We start from the raw sequence: 20,273 nt of genomic DNA, 5'->3' as shown, positions 1-20,273 counted from the left end.
TCGTCTTGTTTTTATTTCATAACGTCTTATTTACGGGAGGATTTACTTACAATGAAAAAGATTTACGTGTCTGTGATTGTGCTGGTGTTATCGGCTTTGTTTCTTGGGGCGATCGCGCAGGCCGCAACGAAAGAAAAAGTTAATGAGAAAGCGGATGCAATATCAATCGCGGCTCCGGAAGCAGCAGCGCCCGAAGCTGGAAAAACAAGGAAAATGCGCCTAGCGGTCGTTGACTTTCTGTCGGGGGATACTGGCGCGCGTTCGTTCAACAGCAGTGTCATTGCCGACAGAATAGCTACCGGCCTGGTCAAGACGGGTAGATTCGATGTCCTGGAAAGGACGCAGATCCAGAAAGTATTAAAGGAAAAAAACTTCCCTGAAATTATTAAGGGTGGGGAATACGATTACAAAAAACTGGGCAAACTCTTGAGCGCGGATGCGATCATTACCGGCAACGTCTTTACTGGCCAGCGGATGGTTTCGCTCTACAGGAAAAAGACCCTAAACTCGATGGTTGTCCCTCTGGCTTTTATCTTTCCCCCCGTGTTGATGCTGCCGCAAAGCGAAGAGTTGTATACGACTGTTGTGTCCCAATTGTCGGTATCCGTTAAAGTTATTGACGTAGATACCGCCAAGATATTGGCCAGCGAGGATCTGCTGGAATCCGATCTTGAAAACATTGATCTGGTAAATTCACGGCTCTATTCGCAGTTGATCCAGTATAGGCCGATCGAGGCGAAAGTCGTGAGCCTCGGCGGTAAAGAGGCGCTGGCCATCATTGATGCGGGGAATAAGGCCGGCGTAAAGGTTGGGGACGTTTTTGAACTGGCTGAGCCGGGCAAGAGCTTTACCCAGGAGGGGATCTCGGAAATGGTGCAATTGCCGGAAGAGAAAGCGGGCGAAGCCGAAATTATCAGTGTTTCCAAAGATGCCAGCATTGCAAAAATTATCCCCTATCTAACATTCAAAGAAGTGAAACCGGGATACATTGCGCGCATGATCCCGCTCGAAACCATGAGCTTGACTGAGATCGTCCGGCGCAAGTCAAAACTCAATTCCCGCGCGACCGGCATGGGTGAGGCCTTTATCGGGCAGGCGACAGGCCCGGATCTGGCCAAATATAATCCGGCCGGGCTGGCGCAAATCGCTGATACGGAGATCAGCCTCGGCTGGCGGTATCGCTATAACTCGGCGGGCACCAGTTTAGGTAATGTCAAATCTTTCTACGGCGGCTATCGCGAAAGCATGTTCTATCCGAATGAATTTAACGGGCTTTTGCAAATCCAAGGGGCAACTTATGGCTTGCACGTCAGCACTGACAATCTCTTTATAAACGGCACGGCAACTCCCGGGTTTTACCTGGATGATTCGACGGTCAATCTTGGCCTATTCGGCGGCGCCCCGTTTGCTTCAAATTTCATGACCGGCACCGGATTGGTCTTAATGGATAAGCAGAACATTGTTATTCGAAATGTTGGCGGAACCGAATACAGCTATAAATTCCGCGGCCTGGGATTGGGGATGAAGAGCGGGGTGCTCTATTCGCCCAATCCACAGATCAGTATTGGGGGAATCCTGGCGCTGACCACCAGCTATTCCGGCTCACTAAAAGTTGATGATGGTACCACAAAGAGTTTTTCAATTGCCGGGGGTTCCGAGGGCGGGCTTGGCTTGTCCTATAAGCCAACGGACAAGCTATTATTGAATCTGGATGTGATCGACCATTTTAATTATGGCTGGTATGACACCCGTATGGGCGTTGAATATTCGCTCAGCCAGAATTTGGCTTTGCGCGTTGGGAATTATAATCGTCTGGATAGGGTGCCAAATTTTGCCGATGACCCCAATTACCCCAGGAACTATGATATTAAACAGGCTGTTTATACTGCCGGGGTGGGTTATACCGAAGATAAATTTTATGCGGATCTGGCTATTGAGGCATCTTTCCTCAAGGAATCTGGGGTATTAGTTTATCCCGATATAACCCCAGGCTCAACAAAAAGGACGACTTTAGATGCATTTAAGGAATTGAGTGTTAAATTTGGGATCGGGGCGAAATTTTAGGGAAGTCCCAAATACAGCAGCGCGATTGAGGCCAGCGCAACAATATGAAACAGATCATTGTTGTTGAAAGCGAGAAATTTAACGGGTTGTGTCTGGACGAGCCCGGCCAGAATAAAAGCCAGGCAAGCGCCATAGATAAAAAGGGTTTTCCGGCCTGGCCAGCCCTGTAAGTAGGCGAAAAAGATTATCAGAATATTGAAAAGCTGAAGCAAGATGAAGGGTAAAAATGAATTGTTCCTGATCGCAAGCAGGTAAAAAATGAAAGAGGCGATGGGCAGACCGGCTAACACGCGGGCGGTTTTGGGTTTAAAGTTATCGAAGAGAGCGGCCAGCCCTAAAGAGGCGCTAAAGAGCCCGCCAAAGATCATTGTGCCGTATTTTTGCAGTGTAAAGAAGGTATAATTGTTGATGTGGTAGAGCGTGCCGCAGAGCGTCATGAGCGCCAAAAAGAGGAATGAAGCGGCAAAAAGCGAGGCGGGGGACGGCTTCTGGCGGAGAGAGTTGAAGCAATAAAGGCTAAAGATGAGGATGGGGAGATTGGTTAGAACGGTGATCGGTTCCTGGATGGGCATGAGGAGATTATAGCAAAGTATAAAAGGCCTTGAAAGAGAGAAAAAATGATGAAATACCAATCAAAATCCGACGATAATATCATAGTGGAAATCAGTCGCTTGAATTTTCAGAAAATCGGAGGGCTGTGATGAATAAAAAAATGATTCACGTTTTCATTTTTGGTTTTCTTTTATCTTCAACTTTTATTTTGCCCTCATTTGCTGATTCAGAGTTTAAAATATAGAAAAAATGCGACACTTGATATCAATAACTTTAATAATTGTATTTTTTTCTGCCTGCTTGTTGGCTGTTCCTTCATGGAGTGGTGGGATTGGCACATCTGATCGGCCTTCATATTGGGGGGAAATATTATTAACAGCTGTTGTTGTTGTTGCAATTGTTTATGTGTCAAAGGTTTTCGGAGAAAGGGTGTCAAAATATGATTATGTGGAAGGATGGGTTGATAGTAAAAATACAGACAAAAACGATAAACTTTACGAATCTGGGACTATGACAATAATAACGGAATGTGTTCTTTACTCAGAACCATCAACAGAAGCAAAGCCTATATTTACTTTACCTGCGGGATATAATGCTTCCATATATGGGGTTAATGATAAAGAACATTGGATTCCGCTCGGTTTTTCATCTTATAGCTTGAATTGGGAAGAAAAGCCGAAGATCGGAAACCTCTGGTATAAAATTAAGATTCCAGTTGAAAAACAAGGAAGATCTTATTCAGAAAAAATTGAAAAGGCGGAAGAAAAATACCTTGAAGAAAAGTATTAGTTTAATGAAAAAATATAGAAAGGAAATCTATGATAAAAAGTAAAATAGTTTTATTATTTGTTGCTGTTTCAATTTTAATGTTGATTTTCCCTTCCTACGGGGCCGAAAAATATTCGAATGAGGTTTTGAATTCAGAGAGAGGGAAGGCGGCCCGAATAGGGGCGTTTCTGGGAACGAATAATATGTTCGGATTAAGTTTCTACTGGACTGAATTATACTGGTCTGGATTGGATAATTGGGCACCTCACGGATCCATTTACTATGGATCAATATATTATAGGAAAGGAGATTCTCCGGATGATTATATTATAGCGTCAGATGTTGCATACAAAATTTACAATAATCAAGTTGAATATAATAAGTTTAATATTTATCGCGGCATTGGCTTGGGCTATGCAAATGTGCAAAACCCAAATTATGGAAGTTTTACGGGCACATATGTTAGTCATACAAAGTATGATTACCTGTATATTTCCGGATATTTAGGTGCAATATATTGGGTAGATACTTCTTGGGGAAAAGTGTTGGATTATTTTATTGAGTTGCAGCCAATTATTGGGAGAGACGGACTTATCCTTCTTTTGAAATTAGGAGTGGGAAGGTTATAATGTGATCGTGCGATGAAGAAAAACTTACTGTTAATTTTAATATTCTTTATGATTGGCTGGAGGGTGGGGGCCTCCGCCTCGATAATCCAAGGTACTATCACCTATCCTGGATATTTAATAGTGTTAATCCATGGGATAAATGGCAATGCCGGAGGATGGATTGGTGTCGATAATTATTATACAGATGTAAACTACGATATCAATGATGTGGACAATTATAATAGATATGGGGGTTTTAAGAAATATCTTGAGAAGCCCGTTACTGAAGGAGGGCTGGGGCTAAAAGGTTACGTTTATGCTTACACTTTTTCGGTTCCGGTCGGGTCCGCAATAAATAATGCTAGGGAATTGGGCGATAGGAGTTATCATAACCCAGATCCTGAAATGAATGGTCTTTGCTGGTTAGAAAAAGCGAAAATAGATTATAAAAATAATTTTAAAAAACTACATGGCCGAGAACTGGGTCTCGGAGAAGTCCCAGAAAAATACATACTTGTGGCGCATTCATTTGGTAATTTTGCTCCCAGAGGATATGTTTATTCCGATCAACTAAAGCAGCTCTATCCCACTGGATTTTATAAGAATGATGTAGATAAGGTTGTATTTGTTGACGCAGCTTTGAAGGGTTCTACTAGCGCTTATGTTTCAGTCTTAACTAGCTATGGCATTGCCTCCTCCGTTTCTGATAAATTGAATGATTTTATGAAGGGCAGCCCAAGTAATTTGGTTGAAAATGCGTCAGAGGCAGTCAACGGGAATATCGGGAAATATATCCAGGATCAATTACTTGGTGGGGATATATTTGGCCCATACCAGCTTGGAGCGGATTTATCTGGCGCATTTATTTTATTGCCTAAAGCATATGATGCCTTGTTTGGTTTAAGAGCCCCTAGCTCTGCGTGGGGTGGGTTACCCGATATAATTCCAACCGGCAATACCGTAAAGATATTGGGGAATGTTATTCCCCTTGATCCGTCACTGGAACCATCGTATAGCATTATTTATGGTACCGGAATACCAGTTTTTGAGCCTTATGGCACAGCATTTAAAGAAATAGGGCAACTATTTTCAAACTTGAAGTATGACAAAGATAGTGACACATATAATGCCACCCACGGAGATGGGTGGGAAAGTCTTATGATCGGTAGCGACTCATACGACATTAGAAACCGTTTAGAAAAAGATCTATTTGGTAAATTTATGGATTTGAATTATCAGAAAATGACAATATTTCACCCTTCATTTTACGGGCTGTCGACGTCTCAATCTAAATTTTTAAGTTTGCAATTCGCAAGATTTATGGGGGGATTTTACACTAACGATGGAGATATGGTAATTGATGCTGCAAGCCAAAAGGGGGAAGGGTTATCTTTTTTAAAGGATGCCCCAAGATATAATAAAATCTTTAAATCTGAAGGATTTGAGAAATATTTAAATGAGCAGTTTGTCGCGGAAGTAGCAGTCACTGAAGCAGCCATTGCCGCTGCGGCTGCCGTTGTCGCATTAGGAGGAGTCCCTTACCCGGTTGCATGGCAGAGTTTTTGGTGGATGAGATTTATTCCAGCCCTCAGCCTTATTGATAAAGTAAATTTTTATAAAAATGAAATTAATTATTCTGTTGGTGCTCATGGAAATATTTTAAAAGAAAATACGCTTTTATCGCAAGCTTTGCTGGACAGCCCTGCTATTACTACTATATTGAGTTTACAGGCGACTTGGGAACCGGCTGCAACATCAGAATCTGGGGCTTCGCTTGAAACTTCAAGCTTGCATTTTTCCGCCTCTTCGGTTCCCCCTGGTTTTGAATCGGTCAAAGTCAAAAGCGTGACCGAAAACAGGGCCGCCAGCGGCACTGTCAATCTGCCTGTCCCGATGACGCTTAAAGTGCTGTCTGCTTCAGGGGAAGGGGAAAGAAAATATATCACATCCATGACCCTGACCAAGCCGCCTTCGCGGATCGCCGGAAAGCTGAACTATCTGGTCCCGAAATTGATGAAGAAATTTGAATATTCTTTTAATTTCGCCGCCTGGAAGTCGATCGAAGGGGTCAATCCCGAAACAGGGGAATTTGTTTTGGAAAATATGCCTTTTGCCGAAGGGCAAAATGTCATTGCCATTCGCGCCGAAAATGCCGTCGGTATCAAGTCCAGCCAATTGCTGAAGATCATCCTTAACACCATCCCCATGGTCCCCTCCGAACTCTCTCCCTTGCCTGGGACTTTTACCAAGAACAATCAGCCGACCTTTAAAGGGAAATTTGCCAAATCATCCTATAGTGAAGATCCGCTGGAAAATGTCAGTTTAACAACTGCCAAATTAATGGTCGGGACTGAAGAGGTAGATGTTACCGGGCAGGTCAAAACCACGGTCGGCGGCGGGACCTACGACAAGCATATGTTGTTTGAATATACCCCGACCGAGACGCTTCCAGATGGCCAGTACTCTTTAATGGTCGTTGCGAACAGTAATGTCGGGGTCTCCCAGGCGGTCATGGACATCACTATCGATACGCGGGCCCCAACTATTGCCATGGTCCCCATACAGCCATATTCCCCCCGCGCGCCAGCCACGATCAAATTCACCTCATCAGATGAAGCTTCTCCTAACCTCGCTTCCATCCGCTGCGAACTGTTCGATCTGAACAATAACCTCGTCACTACGATCGCTACTTCCGACGCGCTCTCCAAAGGCGATAATTTCTTCAGCTGGGATGGTGGTATAAATCCGAAATCCGAAATCCTAAATCCTAACAAGGTGCCTGACGGCGATTATCTAATAAAGATCACTGCCTCCGACCTGGCCGGGAACCAAGCCGTAGCCAAAACGCCTATCACAATTGATTCGACCCCGCCAATTGTTGCCGGAGTTGATGTTACTCCCAATCCGATGACCTCAAAGACGACGGAAATGGGCCTGACCGCGCGAACCAGCGAAAAGGCACAGGTTATCATTAAACTAGTCAATACCTCCAAAAACACCACGACTGCCTACCTGGCCCAAGCCACTCCCAACTCCGAACTCTCAACTCCGAACTATCTAGCTTCCTACACTTGGAAATACGATTCCGCCTTTGGCGGATTCATGGCCGGGCCGGAAGATGGTCTTTACCGGGTAGAGGTTGTGGCCAGAGACGACGCTGGGAACGAAAGCGTCCCCCGGACCCTCGAAGCGATCAGGATCGATCGGACTCCGCCGGTCATCTATGGCCAGCTGGCCAGTCCCTATGTCTTGGCCAATAGCGGAGCGAATGCTTATAAAAGCACCATATCATTTAATCTGTCAGAAGATAATGATGTGGCTGATAACAGGGGTAAGGGGATAGGGCCAAGGGTCAAGGTGAAACTGTATAACTCTAACTCCGGCCAACAGGTTGGTTCCCCGTGGGAGTTGACGACCGAAAGAAGTCTCGTCTTTAACGCCGCCGATCAAAGCATTTACCCTAAAGGTGCTTATCGTTTTCAGTTGATCGCCGAAGATGATGTCGGCAATATCGGCCTAGCCTATGCCTCCTGTGTCAAAGATGGGATCGCTCCGGTCATTTCCAACCCGGCAGAAGACGGGTCGGAAGTATCGGGAATGATCTCGCTCCGCGGCACTGCCATCGATCCGGATTGGACGAACGATAGACCATTTAAAAAGTATAGCGTTTACTATCGTAAGGGTAATACCCCTCTCCCTGTGGGAGATGGTATGTCAGCCTCGGCCTTAGCGGGTGAGGGCTGGGAAACATCCGCGATCGAAGTCCCGCTCATAAATCGGGGGAACAGCTCAACGGCCAATAATGTTTCTCTGCGCCCTTTGCAGAACGAGGCTACTCTCGCTTACCTTAATACCGCCCTGCTGGAAAACGGTCAGGAATATACGGTTATGGTTGTGGTGGACGAGGAGGGTGGGGAGTCGTTAGCTGTAACTCGGGCAATAAAGATCAACAACGATGAAATGACCCTTGCTTCTCTCAAAATGCCCTATGCCAAACTAAAATCATTCCCTTCCGATGTTGCTTTCAAGTCGGATGATTCCGTCAAGCTCCCCATCGGCTTTATCAATAGTGTCAAACCGGCTAATGTTTATGTTGAAATCATAAAAGCATTGAACCCTCTCCCTTTGGGAGAGGGGGGACCGTCGCCTACGGCGACGGTGGGTGAGGGCTCTAGCGTTGCCTTCTTCAAATATTATCCTAATATTCTCGGCGCTCCTTTCATCGGCAAACCCGATTATAAAGCCGGAACAGACCTTGGCTATTTTATCTGGAGCGATGATGACGGTTATCATCTCCGCTGGTCGGCTGACGGAAACAATCATAAGTTTACCGGCAGTATTGTTCTTGTCGGTTCAGGGAGCTATACAGATATAAAACAATATGGCGGCGGGATAAAAGTTCAATCGCCGCTTATAAGCTGGGATACCTCGATTTCCGGCGGGGAGGGCGGCATAGATTTCAAGATCGGATCAGGGCAGTTAATGATCACGGCCAAAACTGACGATGATCCGGCTAACCCTTCGATCTATGCTGATAACGTCTTTCTCGGTATATCAAAATACGCCCAGACCTATCTCCCGATAATGATCGATGTGGCCGGACAGCGATTGGTCGATATGACCAACCTGGGAGGACAACCGGCTGAAGCTAAACCGGCTAACCTTGAGCGGGCAACGCAAACGGTTCTCTGGGACGGCAAGTTCGACACCGGCGGCTATGTCGATAACGGGACATATATTATCCGCCTCCGGGCGGAGGGGACTGATGGGCTTGGGGTAGCGACCGATGAGGCGATCATCCAGGTTAAAACCCCTTATGAATTTGCCGTCAAAGAGATCACGCCCAATAACCGCGAATTTACTACGATCGGTCTCCCCGATAGGGTGACGATCCAATATAGTGTTTCCAAGGACTCGATCGTTAACGCGCTCGTCCAGAAATCGAACGGCGAACTTCTGGCGACTTTGGCCAACGGCGAAGAAGTGTTAGGTGTTCAACCTAATAACCCCCATGCTCTTAGCTGGCGTGGTAATTATCCTGATCCGGAGAGCGGTTTAATGGCCGGGCCAGGGGATTATAAGCTGATACTGAATGTCATAGCCAAAGATGGGAGTGACAGTAAACAATATGAGGTTAATAATCTTAAAATCACTTCGTTTACTTCTGATCTGACTAAGGCTAGTTTAGCGCCGCTTGGTGAGGAAGTCGATTTTAACAACGGGGTCACGAGCCAAAAGATCAGGTTAGCCGAAGGGGAATCGCCTTATTATGTTGATATCAAAGGGATCGGGCGTTATTTTCCACCTAAGGATTTTAACTATACGCTGACCGCAACGGGGGGGCAAAAGATTACCACCTATCCATATGTCCCGTTCGCCGCTTTGATGCATCGGGGCTTTAGGGCAGTGGATACGAAAGTTAAAGTTACATTTAAAATTCATGCCTGGAATCATTATTTGGGTGCTGAAGATGATGTAGTAATGTTTGGTTACAAAGTTGGAACCTGGTGGAACCCGTTCAAGTGGAGAAGGGAACGTGAGGAACGGGTTGAAACAGTTTGGCTGGAAAAGGACAATCTGCCTGTTGTCGGCGGCAAGGGGGTTGTTTTCAAACAAGGAGATGAAGCAAAGGGCTATCAATTCGAATTTGATACCAATGCCTGGTGGCCGTGGAATTGGGATGATTATAATTGGAGCAAACCCAATCCCGGCTCCGGTATTGATGCAATTGATACATATATTGAGGTATACGCAAAAGATGGTTCGTTTGTTTTGGATAATACTTTTAGCGATCTTTTGCCGAATACGGGCGTGGCAAGGACAATTAAAGGTGTATTTAAGGCGGAGAATGTTGGAACTCCTTATTCGACATCCCATTTGTATAATGAACTCCCCAAGTCTTACGGCGCTTATCGCGTAAATCTGACGCTTCAGCTGGAAGCACCTATCGCTTATTCCCGCCTCACCAACCGCTTCGTCCCCTGGATTGGCTTTGTTGATAAGTTACACCCTGCGAATGAGCCCGTAAACTTTAGCGGCTATCTGGATAAACTTGATAAATTAGGCTTCCCCGGCAGGGATTATTTTGTCGGGCCGACTGCTGTGACTAAAACCGCCCCGCACCTGGGGAGTTATGACACGACTCTGTTCCCCGGGAACACGGGGGCGCTTGCTTCCGTAACGGGTAAAGTAGACGGAATGGATATTAGTGAGCCAAAAGTTGCCGAGATCAATAATAAAGCTAATTCGAAAATGAGCGGAAACGCGACGGATTACACTTCTTACCTTTCCGATGAATATCTTGAGTTTATACCGATTACAGCGCCGCTTAATGGCCAATATGAGTATAACGGTAATGCGGTCTCGGGGGTTTTATCCTTGACCCAGCAGAGTTCATATCCCTTTATGGCGAAAACAGAGTTGATCTACGCCGCTAATACGAGCGATCATCCCTCTCCCTTTGCTTTCAGCTGGCCGTTAAGCGAGTCTGAAATATCAACTTTCAACACTGAACAAACAAACCGAAGAAAAATATTGGATAAGGAACAGGGTGGTGATCCGCAAAAATACACTGGGACATCCGCGGACGGCACTTGGTGGGAGCTGGACCCGGCTGAACTCGCGCAGAGAAGATTAAGCCTCAATAACGTTAATACCAAGACCCTGGCGGCACAGGTTAGATATGACCAGGGAGAGCGAGCCAGCGTTTGGAAATCCGGGACAAGTAACGCCGGACAGTTGTTAAGTCTCCCCGGTGATTTCACTGTCCTGAACCCGAAATACTCAATAATTGGTAATACCTCCGGGATATCCGTCCGGCTAACGGCGGATTCCCCTTTGGGGGCAGTTGAAGCGGAAGACAATGACAAGCAGGGACTCGCCTGGACGACCGGCGACGACCTCAATCTGATCGGGCAGGATGGCCTGGTCCGCAGCAGTTTACTGGCTTTCAACGACAAAGAATTTCTAGGGACCCGCACTCATAAGATCGCTGATCATTACGCGATCAATCAAAACGATTATAGGTCTGCCGCCGCGCTTAAATACACTTTTCTAAAAAGAAATCCTTATATCGATGACGGCATTAGCCCGGTTGATAACCCTAATCTAGTGATCTCCAACTGGCAGGTTAGCGTCAAAGACAGAGCAAACACCAATAATCAGGATATCACAGTCAAACAGATCACTTCCAATAGTCGGCGCCTGGATGACACCTTTGCTTTAAAGCTTAAGCTTAACGCTGCGGAAGCGCGCTATATCGAGATAACAGGAGCGGCCCCTGGCGCATACGAGCTGATGTATTTTGACGGTAAAAGCTGGGCCAGGATACAGGAATCACTTGATAACAAGCCGGTATCCGGCCGCCTGGCCTGGTGGAACGTCTCCAGGCTAAACGGCAAATACACCGTGTTATTGAAGTCTGGCGGTCTGGTGGCGACAACCGACATAAATATTGGCACTCTGGTCAGGAAAGATGAAACGAAGTCAGCCTGGAGCGCGTATAAGCGCGCCGAGCTCCATTTCCCATCAGGCGCTTTCGTTAACGGCTCTAAGCTTGTTCAGGATCAACTGGTAACCATTACGCCGGTGACGATGACCGAGCTGAAAATACGTAACCGGCCGATACTTCTAACCCATGGGCCGATCGTGGAGATCAAGCCGTCTCCCTGGAAGTTCGCGGTCAGTACGCTGGAGGGAATTGATCGGCGGCCATCCCTAAAATTTGTGTATACATTCGATGACCTGGTTGAACTGGGTGTTGATGTCTCAAAGATCGCGACAGGCACGGGTAAAGTGCAAAAAGATTTGATGCTTCCCTGGAATATCCATCAGGTTACCGCGGCGGGTGATCTGCAGATAGTTTCTGATAATTACCAGGAAATTCAGGAAAACAACGGTGAAAAACAATATGTCTTTTGGGCGGCACTCGATCACTTTTCAACCTATGCTCTGCTCAACGGCAAGTTTTCCCTCTCCGCCCCGATGATCTTTGCCGACAGATACATAACCAACAAAGATACGGTCACCGTTTACGGCACCGCCGAGCCGGAATCAATTGTTACCCTGTATGTGAAAACAGAAAACATTGTGCCGGATGCGGAAAAAGGTGAGTCTTATCAGGCGAGGATGACGGCCGAGAAGGGGACCGGCAATTTCAGGTTTGAAAATGTTTCGCTCCCGCAAGAAGGGAATAATTATATCTACGTCACTTCCCATCAGGAAAGCGACAAGAACGTCCGCACTTTCAGCGATGTGACGGTTGTTAAAGACACCGTCCCGCCTTCCGTCGAAGCGTCGCAGAACCTCTATGCTTTCTCGCCGAACGGGGATGGGAAGTACGATAGCGTGGACTATGCGCTGAAAACAAACGAAAACGGGAAAATTTACCTCTCCGTAATGAGTAACGCGAATGGCGTAACGCGTACATTGTTGAATCAAGAAATATCGGCGGAAGCCAACAAAGAGGTTAAGCTGACCTGGACAAAGGAGTCGTTCCTAATTTACCGACGGGACAACATGACCGGCCAGTGGATTTTGTTTTCTGAAATCCCGATCAGCGAGCGGCTGGCCGATGGTGAGTACAACACGACAGTTTACGCGATCGACGAAGCCGGGAACATTGCGAATAACGTCATCAGCCAGACCATTGTCGACACCACTCCTCCTGCCGTCTTAGGTCTCAACGCCGATCCCAATCCCTTCACCCCCAACGACGATGGTGTAAAAGATACGACGAAGTTTTGGTACAAATTCTCCGAGCCGGCCTATACAACTTTAAATATTTATCGTGACGATGGCAAACAATTTAGAAACCACGAAGGGGCAACAGAAAACTTTTCTTATCCAACCACAAATAAGGAACCGCGACTTCAGTCGCAGGTTCCGTCTTCCGGTCAGTGGGAGTGGGATGGTAGGGGCTCGCGTAACGAACTCCTGGGCGGCACCTATAGCTGGGAAGTCTATGCCGAGGACTGGGTCGGGAATTCGACAACTTCTGAAATTAAAGCGGTCGTTGTTGACCGTGTGCCAACCTTGATCCCCTATGCTTTTGCCGAACCCGATCCGTTCGCGCCGGTCAGTCCGAACAACAGCTATACGGAGATCAAGTATTATTTAGCGCGGGATAACCTAAAGCTTTCCGTCTCCGTGCTGGGCGGCGAAAATAAGGCGATCAAAACCCTGGTTAATAATGAGGTCCAGGGCAAGGGGGAGCATACGGCGCGCTGGTACGGCGACTTTGACGGTGATTATGCCGGTTCGACCGCTTCGGCTAATAAATACCGGGTAGGGGACGGCTCCTATGAATTTAGAGTCTATGCGGCTGATCCCGACGGCGGCCAGCCGGCCGATGTCACCAACACGGTGCTGGTCGACAATATTCCGCCCTATATTTCCATCAAGCCGGTGGAGGTTGATTACGCGAAGAAGACGGCAAAGTTAAACTATAATCTGCCCGAAAACGCCAGCGTCGAAGCCGGCGTCTATGACGCGGAGGGGAATTTAATTGAGAGGCTGGTAACCGGTGAAGCCAAAACACCGGGCGATTATTCTCTGGCCTATGCTCTTGACCCTCTGGCCCAGGCCCCATTCCGTTACTTTAAGATCGTCGCTCGGGATCGGGCGCGCAATGAAGCGGAGAGGACCTCGGAGACATTTTCCGTCGCGCCCAACCAGTTCGGGGTAACAAGTCAGGTAATTCCCGCGACGTTCACGCCGAACGGCGATTCTCTCAACGACCAAACGCGCGTCTCATACAACATTTCCGGCGGAGTGGGGCCGTACACTGTTTCGATCAATATCGTGAATGGGGTGGGAGCGACGGTTAAGCGGCTGGTTGAGAATGAAAGCCAATCCGCGGGGACATGGTCGTTCTACTGGGACGGCAAAACCGACGGTGGGCAATTAACAGCAGACGGCAATTATGAGTGTGTTATAACCGCGAAGGATAAACTAAACACGATCCACGAATCACGATCCACGATCCTCGTCGTTTCCACCCGTCCCACGGTCGACCTGTCGACCAGCCTGCCAATCTTCTCGCCCAACGGCGATAACTCGAAGGACAAAGTCACATTTAATTATTCGATCAACTATCCGACCTTCTATATCACCGGCGAAGCGTTAGTTAAACTTGAAGTTCTCAATTCAACCGGTGAAGCGGTCTGGAGCAAGACATTCAATCACACCGCCGGAAGTTATGTATACGAATATGATGGGGCGGGCCTGCCTGCCGGCAATTATTATGTCAAAATCTCGGGTGAAGACGCGCTGGGGACGACGGCGATACCCAAGACGGTAAATTTGCAGGTTGATTATGCCAAACCGATAGTTTCAATCCAGCCGATTAGTCCGAATCCTTTCTCGCCTTATGTGAATGGCGTTAAGGACCAGACGGTCATCAGTTATACGCTGGCCAAGTCGGCTTACATAACCATAAAGGTAAAGCAGGGCGATACGGTGGTCAGAACTTTGCGGAACAATCAATGGACGGAAGCATATTTGGCATTTGGAAACCGCGACGTTCAGTCGCAGGTTTCCAAGAATATCAGGACTTTTGCAATTCCGACGCTGACCTGGGATGGGAAAGATGAAACCAACAGCTTTGTGGCTGACGGAAACTACTCGATTGAGATCTCGGCGCTTGATCCGGCGGGCAATTCGCATCTGGTCAGTCAGGAAGTTGGGGTTGATAACACTGTACCGGCAGTCCCGGTTGTTGGCCTTTTGCCTGCCAATACGAATGAGACGATGTCGATTGTTGCCGGTACCGCAGAGTCGAACTCACAGGTTAAAGTATATATTAATGATAATTTAGTCAGCTCTGGAACGGCTTCTGTCGAGGGGAATTTCTCCATTCCCACGACTTTAGTCGTGGGTGTCAACACTCTCAAACTCGATGCCACCGACGCGGCGGGAAACACGTCGGCAGCTTCCACCAGTCAGGCAGTTATCTATGAAACCGACGCGCCGATTATTTCCAGCCTATCTGTTTCTCCCAATCCGGCCAAAGCCGGGACACTCACCTTAACCTTCACAGTTTCAGAAACACTTGAATCCGATCCGATCGTCAAGATAAATACGGAAACCGCGACGTTTAGTCGCCGGTTTCCCGCTTCAACCGATTTGAATTATGAGTACATATACAACGTCACCTCATCCGACCAGCAGGGGGCGGCAGCGATTACTATTGCGGCGACCGATCTTGCCAACAACCTAACCACCCATCAAGCTAACAACCTCTTAACGATCGATACGATCCAGACAACCGTTAGTAATATTGATCTGGATGTCGAAGGCAATCCCAGAGGTTCCAGCCCAACCACCTATGCCAAACTAGGGAGCAAGGTTAAAGTTGACTTCAGCGTTTCCGAGCCGCTACTGGCTGATCCCGTTGTCCATGTAGGGACAGGGTTTATCCCTGTCCAGGAGAGCAAGACCATTTATTCATCCAGCCGCGTCGACTATTCATATTCCTACACGATTGCCTCTTCCGACGCCGACGGCACAACACCGGTTTCAATCGAGGTAACAGATTTGGCCGGCAACTTGACCCTTGCACCTTGCCCCTTGACCCTAATGGTCGACAAAGGGTCGCCGACGATTGAAGCTATTGCTGTTTCACGCGATCCGGCGAACGAGGGTTCCGTCGATATTACTTTCTCGGTTACCGACAGCCCCGGCGGTTTGATTAACAATCCAACCATTGAAGTGACGCAAAATAATTACACTACTTTCAAATATCTTGCTTCACTAATTTCCGGCGGCACATATCGAACGACCTATACTATTCCTGCCGACAGCAGTTATGATGGCACAGCCTCTATTGTGGTTAAAACGACCGACAAAGCATTGAATTATAGTTCTGCTTCCCGGACTTTTGAAGTCGACACGAAAGATCCGACATTTGGCCAGGTCTCTTCAATAGTTTCGAGCAATAATGATTATCAGAAACAGGCCAAAGCCGGAGCAACGATAGTTATCAGTTTTGAGGCGTCGGAGACGTTAAGGGCGAATCCCGCTCCGCAAGTCAAGATTAATTCGAACTTCGCCGCGCCGATCGATCAAGCCGGCAATTACTATACTTACGAATATACAATTTTGCCGACCGACGATAACGGTCCGGCGACGCTCCTAATGTATGGCTATGACCTGGCCGGCAACTATGGGGAAGACACCGCGAGCGCCCTGGAGAGTTTTGTCATTGACTTGGTCACTCCCGAAGTGACGAAAGTGGTCAATCCGGGAGACAACGCCGATATGATAGCTACTCCCGCTCATTTCGCGACCAATTCGGACCCGAATGATATCTACGAAATAAATGGCGGGATTCCCAGGTCAACCACCCTGCATTACAAGGTTTCCGAAGATTCTAAAGTAACTTTAAGCATTCACAGGATTGCCAATACCGATAATACGACCGTTTACAAGAAAGAAGATTTTAATGACGCGAATAAAATAGTTAGCTTTGATATGGGGTGGCAGACGGGCGGGGTAGAGCAGACCAAAATGTGGAATGGGTATCTTGGGAGCGATCAGTATGCCGAGCCGGGTAAATACGCCTTTATCGTTAAGGCCAGGGACGCGGCAGGGAATATCACGGAGATAAAATATGGCGGCACGTTCTGGATACAGGACAATGTTTTGAAATTGATTCCGCCGGACCAACTGCTGACGAGCAATCCTGATCCGTTATTTATTTCGCCTTTTGGCAATAGCGATAATCCTGTTCAGAAGCGCGCGCGGCTTTACTTCCGCATCAATTTAGGCATAACGCCGGCCACGGTCTGGCCTGCGCAGTGGCTAAAGGCGATGGCGGTAGATATTGATTGGAGTAAATATTTAAGCTTGATGAAGAAGGTGGGTACCTATCGGGTAAAAGTTTACAACGAGGCTGGAACTTTGGTCTGGACCTCGCCGGCAAAAGAAGCATATTCGGCCAAAAATGAGTGGCTGGATTGGGGCGGAAGCGATGAGGCCGGAGTCAAAGTCCCCGACGGCAAATACCGGATGGTGGCTGAAATCAAAGATTTCCGCGGCCAGCCGGTTTACGAAAATACTCTGGGCGATAAGTGGGTGACGGTGGATAACGAGAAGCCGACGCTCCCGAGCCTTTCTGCCGTACCGTATAGCTTCTCGCCGCTTCCGGGAACGAATTCGGTTATCAATTTAACGACGCTGACCTATGAAGTGTCCGATAATAACAGCCAGGCAAAGATCGAAATCAAAGTTAATAAAGCGGGCTTGCCGGTCGTTGCTTTAACTGAAGAGGCCTGGCAGAGTAATGGAATTTATACCAGGATATGGAACGGTAACGGACAAACCGGGCCGGTTGGAACGGGTAACGCCGGCGGATTTACCGATGGGACATACACATTTAAAATTTCAGCGGTTGACCAGGCGGGCAACAGCGCGTCCGGGAATATTGATGTCATCGTTGACACAGTAGGGCCGTCTTACAGCCAGATAAAAACAGACAACGGCTGGGCGACACCCGGCTCTTGGTCAAACGATACCCAGCAGGCGTATATTATCTTTTCCGCCACCGACGAGGTATCCGGCGTTGACCGGACCGCGGGCTTTATCGACGGGGCGAACCAGGGAACGATCACTTCTCCCTGGCGTCCGACTTTTCCGGAAGGAACATATACGATGTATTTGAAGACCTATGACAAGGCCGGAGTTTACATCGATTCCGGGCCTTTCACCTATTTGATTGATACGATAAAGCCCTATTTTACGCAGATCAAAGTTGACAATGGTTGGGCAACGCCGGGCAGCTGGTCGCGGGATACCGACCAGGCCTATATCACTTTTGCCGCGGCTGACGCGACTTCAGGATTGGCCAGCGTTGAAGGCTTTGTTGACGGTGTCAGTAAGGGGACCGTTACTACTCCCTGGCGGCCGACCCTGCCGCAGGGGACGCGCACGGTATTCTTAAGGGCTCATGATGTCGCGAAGAATTATTTTGATAGCCAGGCTTATACATATTATATTGATACGGTCGCCCCATATTTTTCCGCGATCAATCCGAACAATGGCTGGGCGTCGCCGAATGTCTGGAGCAGTGACACCTCCGCCTACATTACTTTTACCGCGGCTGACGCGACTTCAGATGTGGACCGGGTTGAGGGAATAATTGACGGCGCCAGCCAGGGGACTATTACTACTCCCTGGCGGCCCGATATGAGCAACGGCACTCACCCTCTGGTTTTGCGAATTCATGACATCGCCGGAAACACGTCGGATACGGCTTACACGTATATGATAGACAATCTGGCGCCGTATTTGAGCATTAGCGGCCCTTCGCCGACTTTCAATCCTTATGTTGACGGGAGCGTAACGGTCAGCTTTAACCATTATGACTTGGGCAGTTCTGACCTTGCCTCGAGAACGGCAAGAATAAAATACGGCTCCAATACGGTCAAAGATTTGACGATCGACGGCTCCGGAGACATCCGCTCTGTTACCTGGGACGGGAAGAATAATAGCGGTGATTATGAGAATGAAGGGGACTATACGCTTGAAATTACGATAACAGATAACGCCGGGAACTCCATCACTAAAACCTCGACGATTTATTTGAGGGATGATCAGTATGGTGGGGCACCCCTTTTTGGCACGGTTAATCCTTATCTTGCCTATGATGGGAAATTATATTTAAGATTTGTTAATGGGGACAAAGATGGACCGATAATATATAGCGGGAATTATCGTCAGTATGAAAAAGCAATCCCTGCTGATTACGCAGTGAATTTTACTGGCACCCCGGTAACTGGTCCTCTCTTAGTGTCTACTCATAAGACCGGCCCAGCTAAAGTTACGGTCAATGGTGTTTCTCATGAGGTTTGGAATGAGGGAAGCGCGCTTTATTACAAGCGAGGATCATCTGAAAAGATTAAGATTGCTAGCTGTAGCGTATTTGTGGGAAGTAAAGCGATTTGTGTTGATAAAAATGATAATAATGCGTATATTGCATGGGCAGGCTATATGTCCGGTTCCCCTCCCGGCGGTGGCGTTTATCTAGCGATCCCCTCTATACAATTTCAGAAAATCCCAGTCAATTTTGCGCCAGTAAACGGGACAAATGTCGGGCCCATGTCTGTAATTGCCGGGGAAATAAATGTTGCCCTCTCCGCCCCCCTCTTACCCCCAACCCTCATCGCCCCGGCGGACAAGAAGGCCAACGTCCAATCTATCAGACCGACTTTTGAATGGAAACATCAAAGGAGTAACCAGTTAACAGTAACCAGTTACCAGTTGGATGTCGCGAAAAACGATGCATTCTCGATTGCCAAACAATCCTTTAATAAGTCCGCCAACTCTGGCTCTCCCGACAAGACCGACTCAACGCTCTACTATTACACTTACTCCATCCACGAGTTCGATCCCGGCCTGGAAAAAGATACCTATTTCTGGAAAGTAACCGCGCTCTCAACCAGCGAAGCGGCGACCTCCGAAGTCTGGTCGTTCACTATCCAGCCCGACCTGACCCTAACCGGCATTACCAACTATCCGAACCCGTTCAGCCCGAACCGGGAAACGACGAAGATCCGCTATAAGTTAGGTGCCGATGCCGATGAGGTCAAGATCAGGATTTATGACATCACGGGCTCATTAGTTATCGAGAAAGACGGCACCACCAACGGAGAAGCATCGAGCATTTGGTCAAAATATAACGATATAGAGTGGGATGGGAGGAATGGGAGAGGGGACTTGGTTATGAATGGGATTTATCCTTACGAAGTTGTAGCCAGGCTGGGGGATAGGTCGGTGAGTGGGAGAGGCAAAATAGCGGTACTAAAATGATAGAAACAAAATTCGAAATCCTAAATCCTAAACAAATTCCAATTACCGAAACTCCTGCCCGTCCGGCAGGCGGGCAAAATACAAAACGGTACGATCTGGAAGATAGAACATTGAAATATGCGGAAAGAGTCAGGAATTATATAAAGAAACTGCCCAGATCGATCACAAACATTGAAATTGGCGGTCAAATGTTTCGCTCGGCCGGCTCTGTCGGAGCAAATTATATTGAAGCCAATGAAGCTCTCGGGAAAAAAGATTTTGCAATGAGGATCAGGATATGCCGAAAAGAAGCCAAGGAAAGCCGCTATTGGCTGAATCTAAGTGAGCCGGCAGAACAAGAAGAAGCGGAGAGGCAAGGACTGCTTCAAGAGGCGACTGAATTGATGAAGATTTTTGGTTCGATTTTGGAGAAATGCAAATGATTTTCAGATTTCGGTCATTTAAATTTAGAATTTGTTTAGGATTTAGTGTTTT

The 20,273-nt window shown here is 47.6% G+C and carries 7 protein-coding genes; 5 read left to right on the top strand and 2 right to left on the bottom strand.

From position 1 onward, the window contains the following. The first annotated feature begins 51 nt into the window (after window positions 1-51). Window positions 52-2,064: a CsgG/HfaB family protein gene (locus WC903_06465; GenBank protein ID MFA5893577.1), complete on the top strand. Its 2,013-nt coding sequence runs from the start codon at window positions 52-54 to the stop codon at window positions 2,062-2,064. Here the strand turns inward: WC903_06465 and WC903_06460 are convergent. Next, window positions 2,061-2,636, bottom strand: a complete 576-nt coding sequence (locus WC903_06460; protein MFA5893576.1) for a hypothetical protein — start codon at window positions 2,634-2,636, stop codon at window positions 2,061-2,063. The genes WC903_06465 and WC903_06460 overlap by 4 nt on opposite strands. Before the next feature lie 229 nt (window positions 2,637-2,865). Here WC903_06460 and WC903_06455 point away from each other — a divergent pair, with 229 nt between their 5' ends. Beyond that, complete coding sequence (locus WC903_06455; protein ID MFA5893575.1) at window positions 2,866-3,405, top strand: hypothetical protein; 540 nt, start codon at window positions 2,866-2,868, stop codon at window positions 3,403-3,405. 29 nt (window positions 3,406-3,434) lie between these two features. Continuing rightward, a complete protein-coding gene (locus tag WC903_06450; GenBank protein MFA5893574.1) occupies window positions 3,435-4,013 on the top strand; it encodes a hypothetical protein in 579 nt (192 codons plus the stop codon). Window positions 4,014-5,638: 1,625 nt separating this feature from the next. Here WC903_06450 and WC903_06445 read toward each other — a convergent pair. Next, on the bottom strand, window positions 5,639-5,866 hold the full coding sequence (locus WC903_06445) for a hypothetical protein (protein ID MFA5893573.1): 228 nt from the start codon (window positions 5,864-5,866) through the stop codon (window positions 5,639-5,641). Between WC903_06445 and WC903_06440 the strand changes: the two genes are divergently transcribed. Further along, window positions 5,838-19,799, top strand: a complete 13,962-nt coding sequence (locus tag WC903_06440) for a FlgD immunoglobulin-like domain containing protein (protein MFA5893572.1) — start codon at window positions 5,838-5,840, stop codon at window positions 19,797-19,799. The two genes, WC903_06445 and WC903_06440, sit on opposite strands and share 29 nt — an antisense overlap. Then, window positions 19,796-20,221, top strand: a complete 426-nt coding sequence (locus WC903_06435; GenBank protein ID MFA5893571.1) for a four helix bundle protein — start codon at window positions 19,796-19,798, stop codon at window positions 20,219-20,221. The genes WC903_06440 and WC903_06435 overlap by 4 nt, the downstream gene beginning before the upstream one ends. The last annotated feature ends 52 nt before the right edge of the window (window positions 20,222-20,273 follow it).

Source organism: Candidatus Margulisiibacteriota bacterium, from assembly GCA_041658645.1.
Taxonomy (GTDB): Bacteria; Margulisbacteria; WOR-1; order O2-12-FULL-45-9; family XYB2-FULL-48-7; genus JBAZZV01.
The sequence above is the reverse complement of the archived record's forward strand: the minus strand, read 5'-3'. Positions and strand labels throughout refer to the sequence as shown.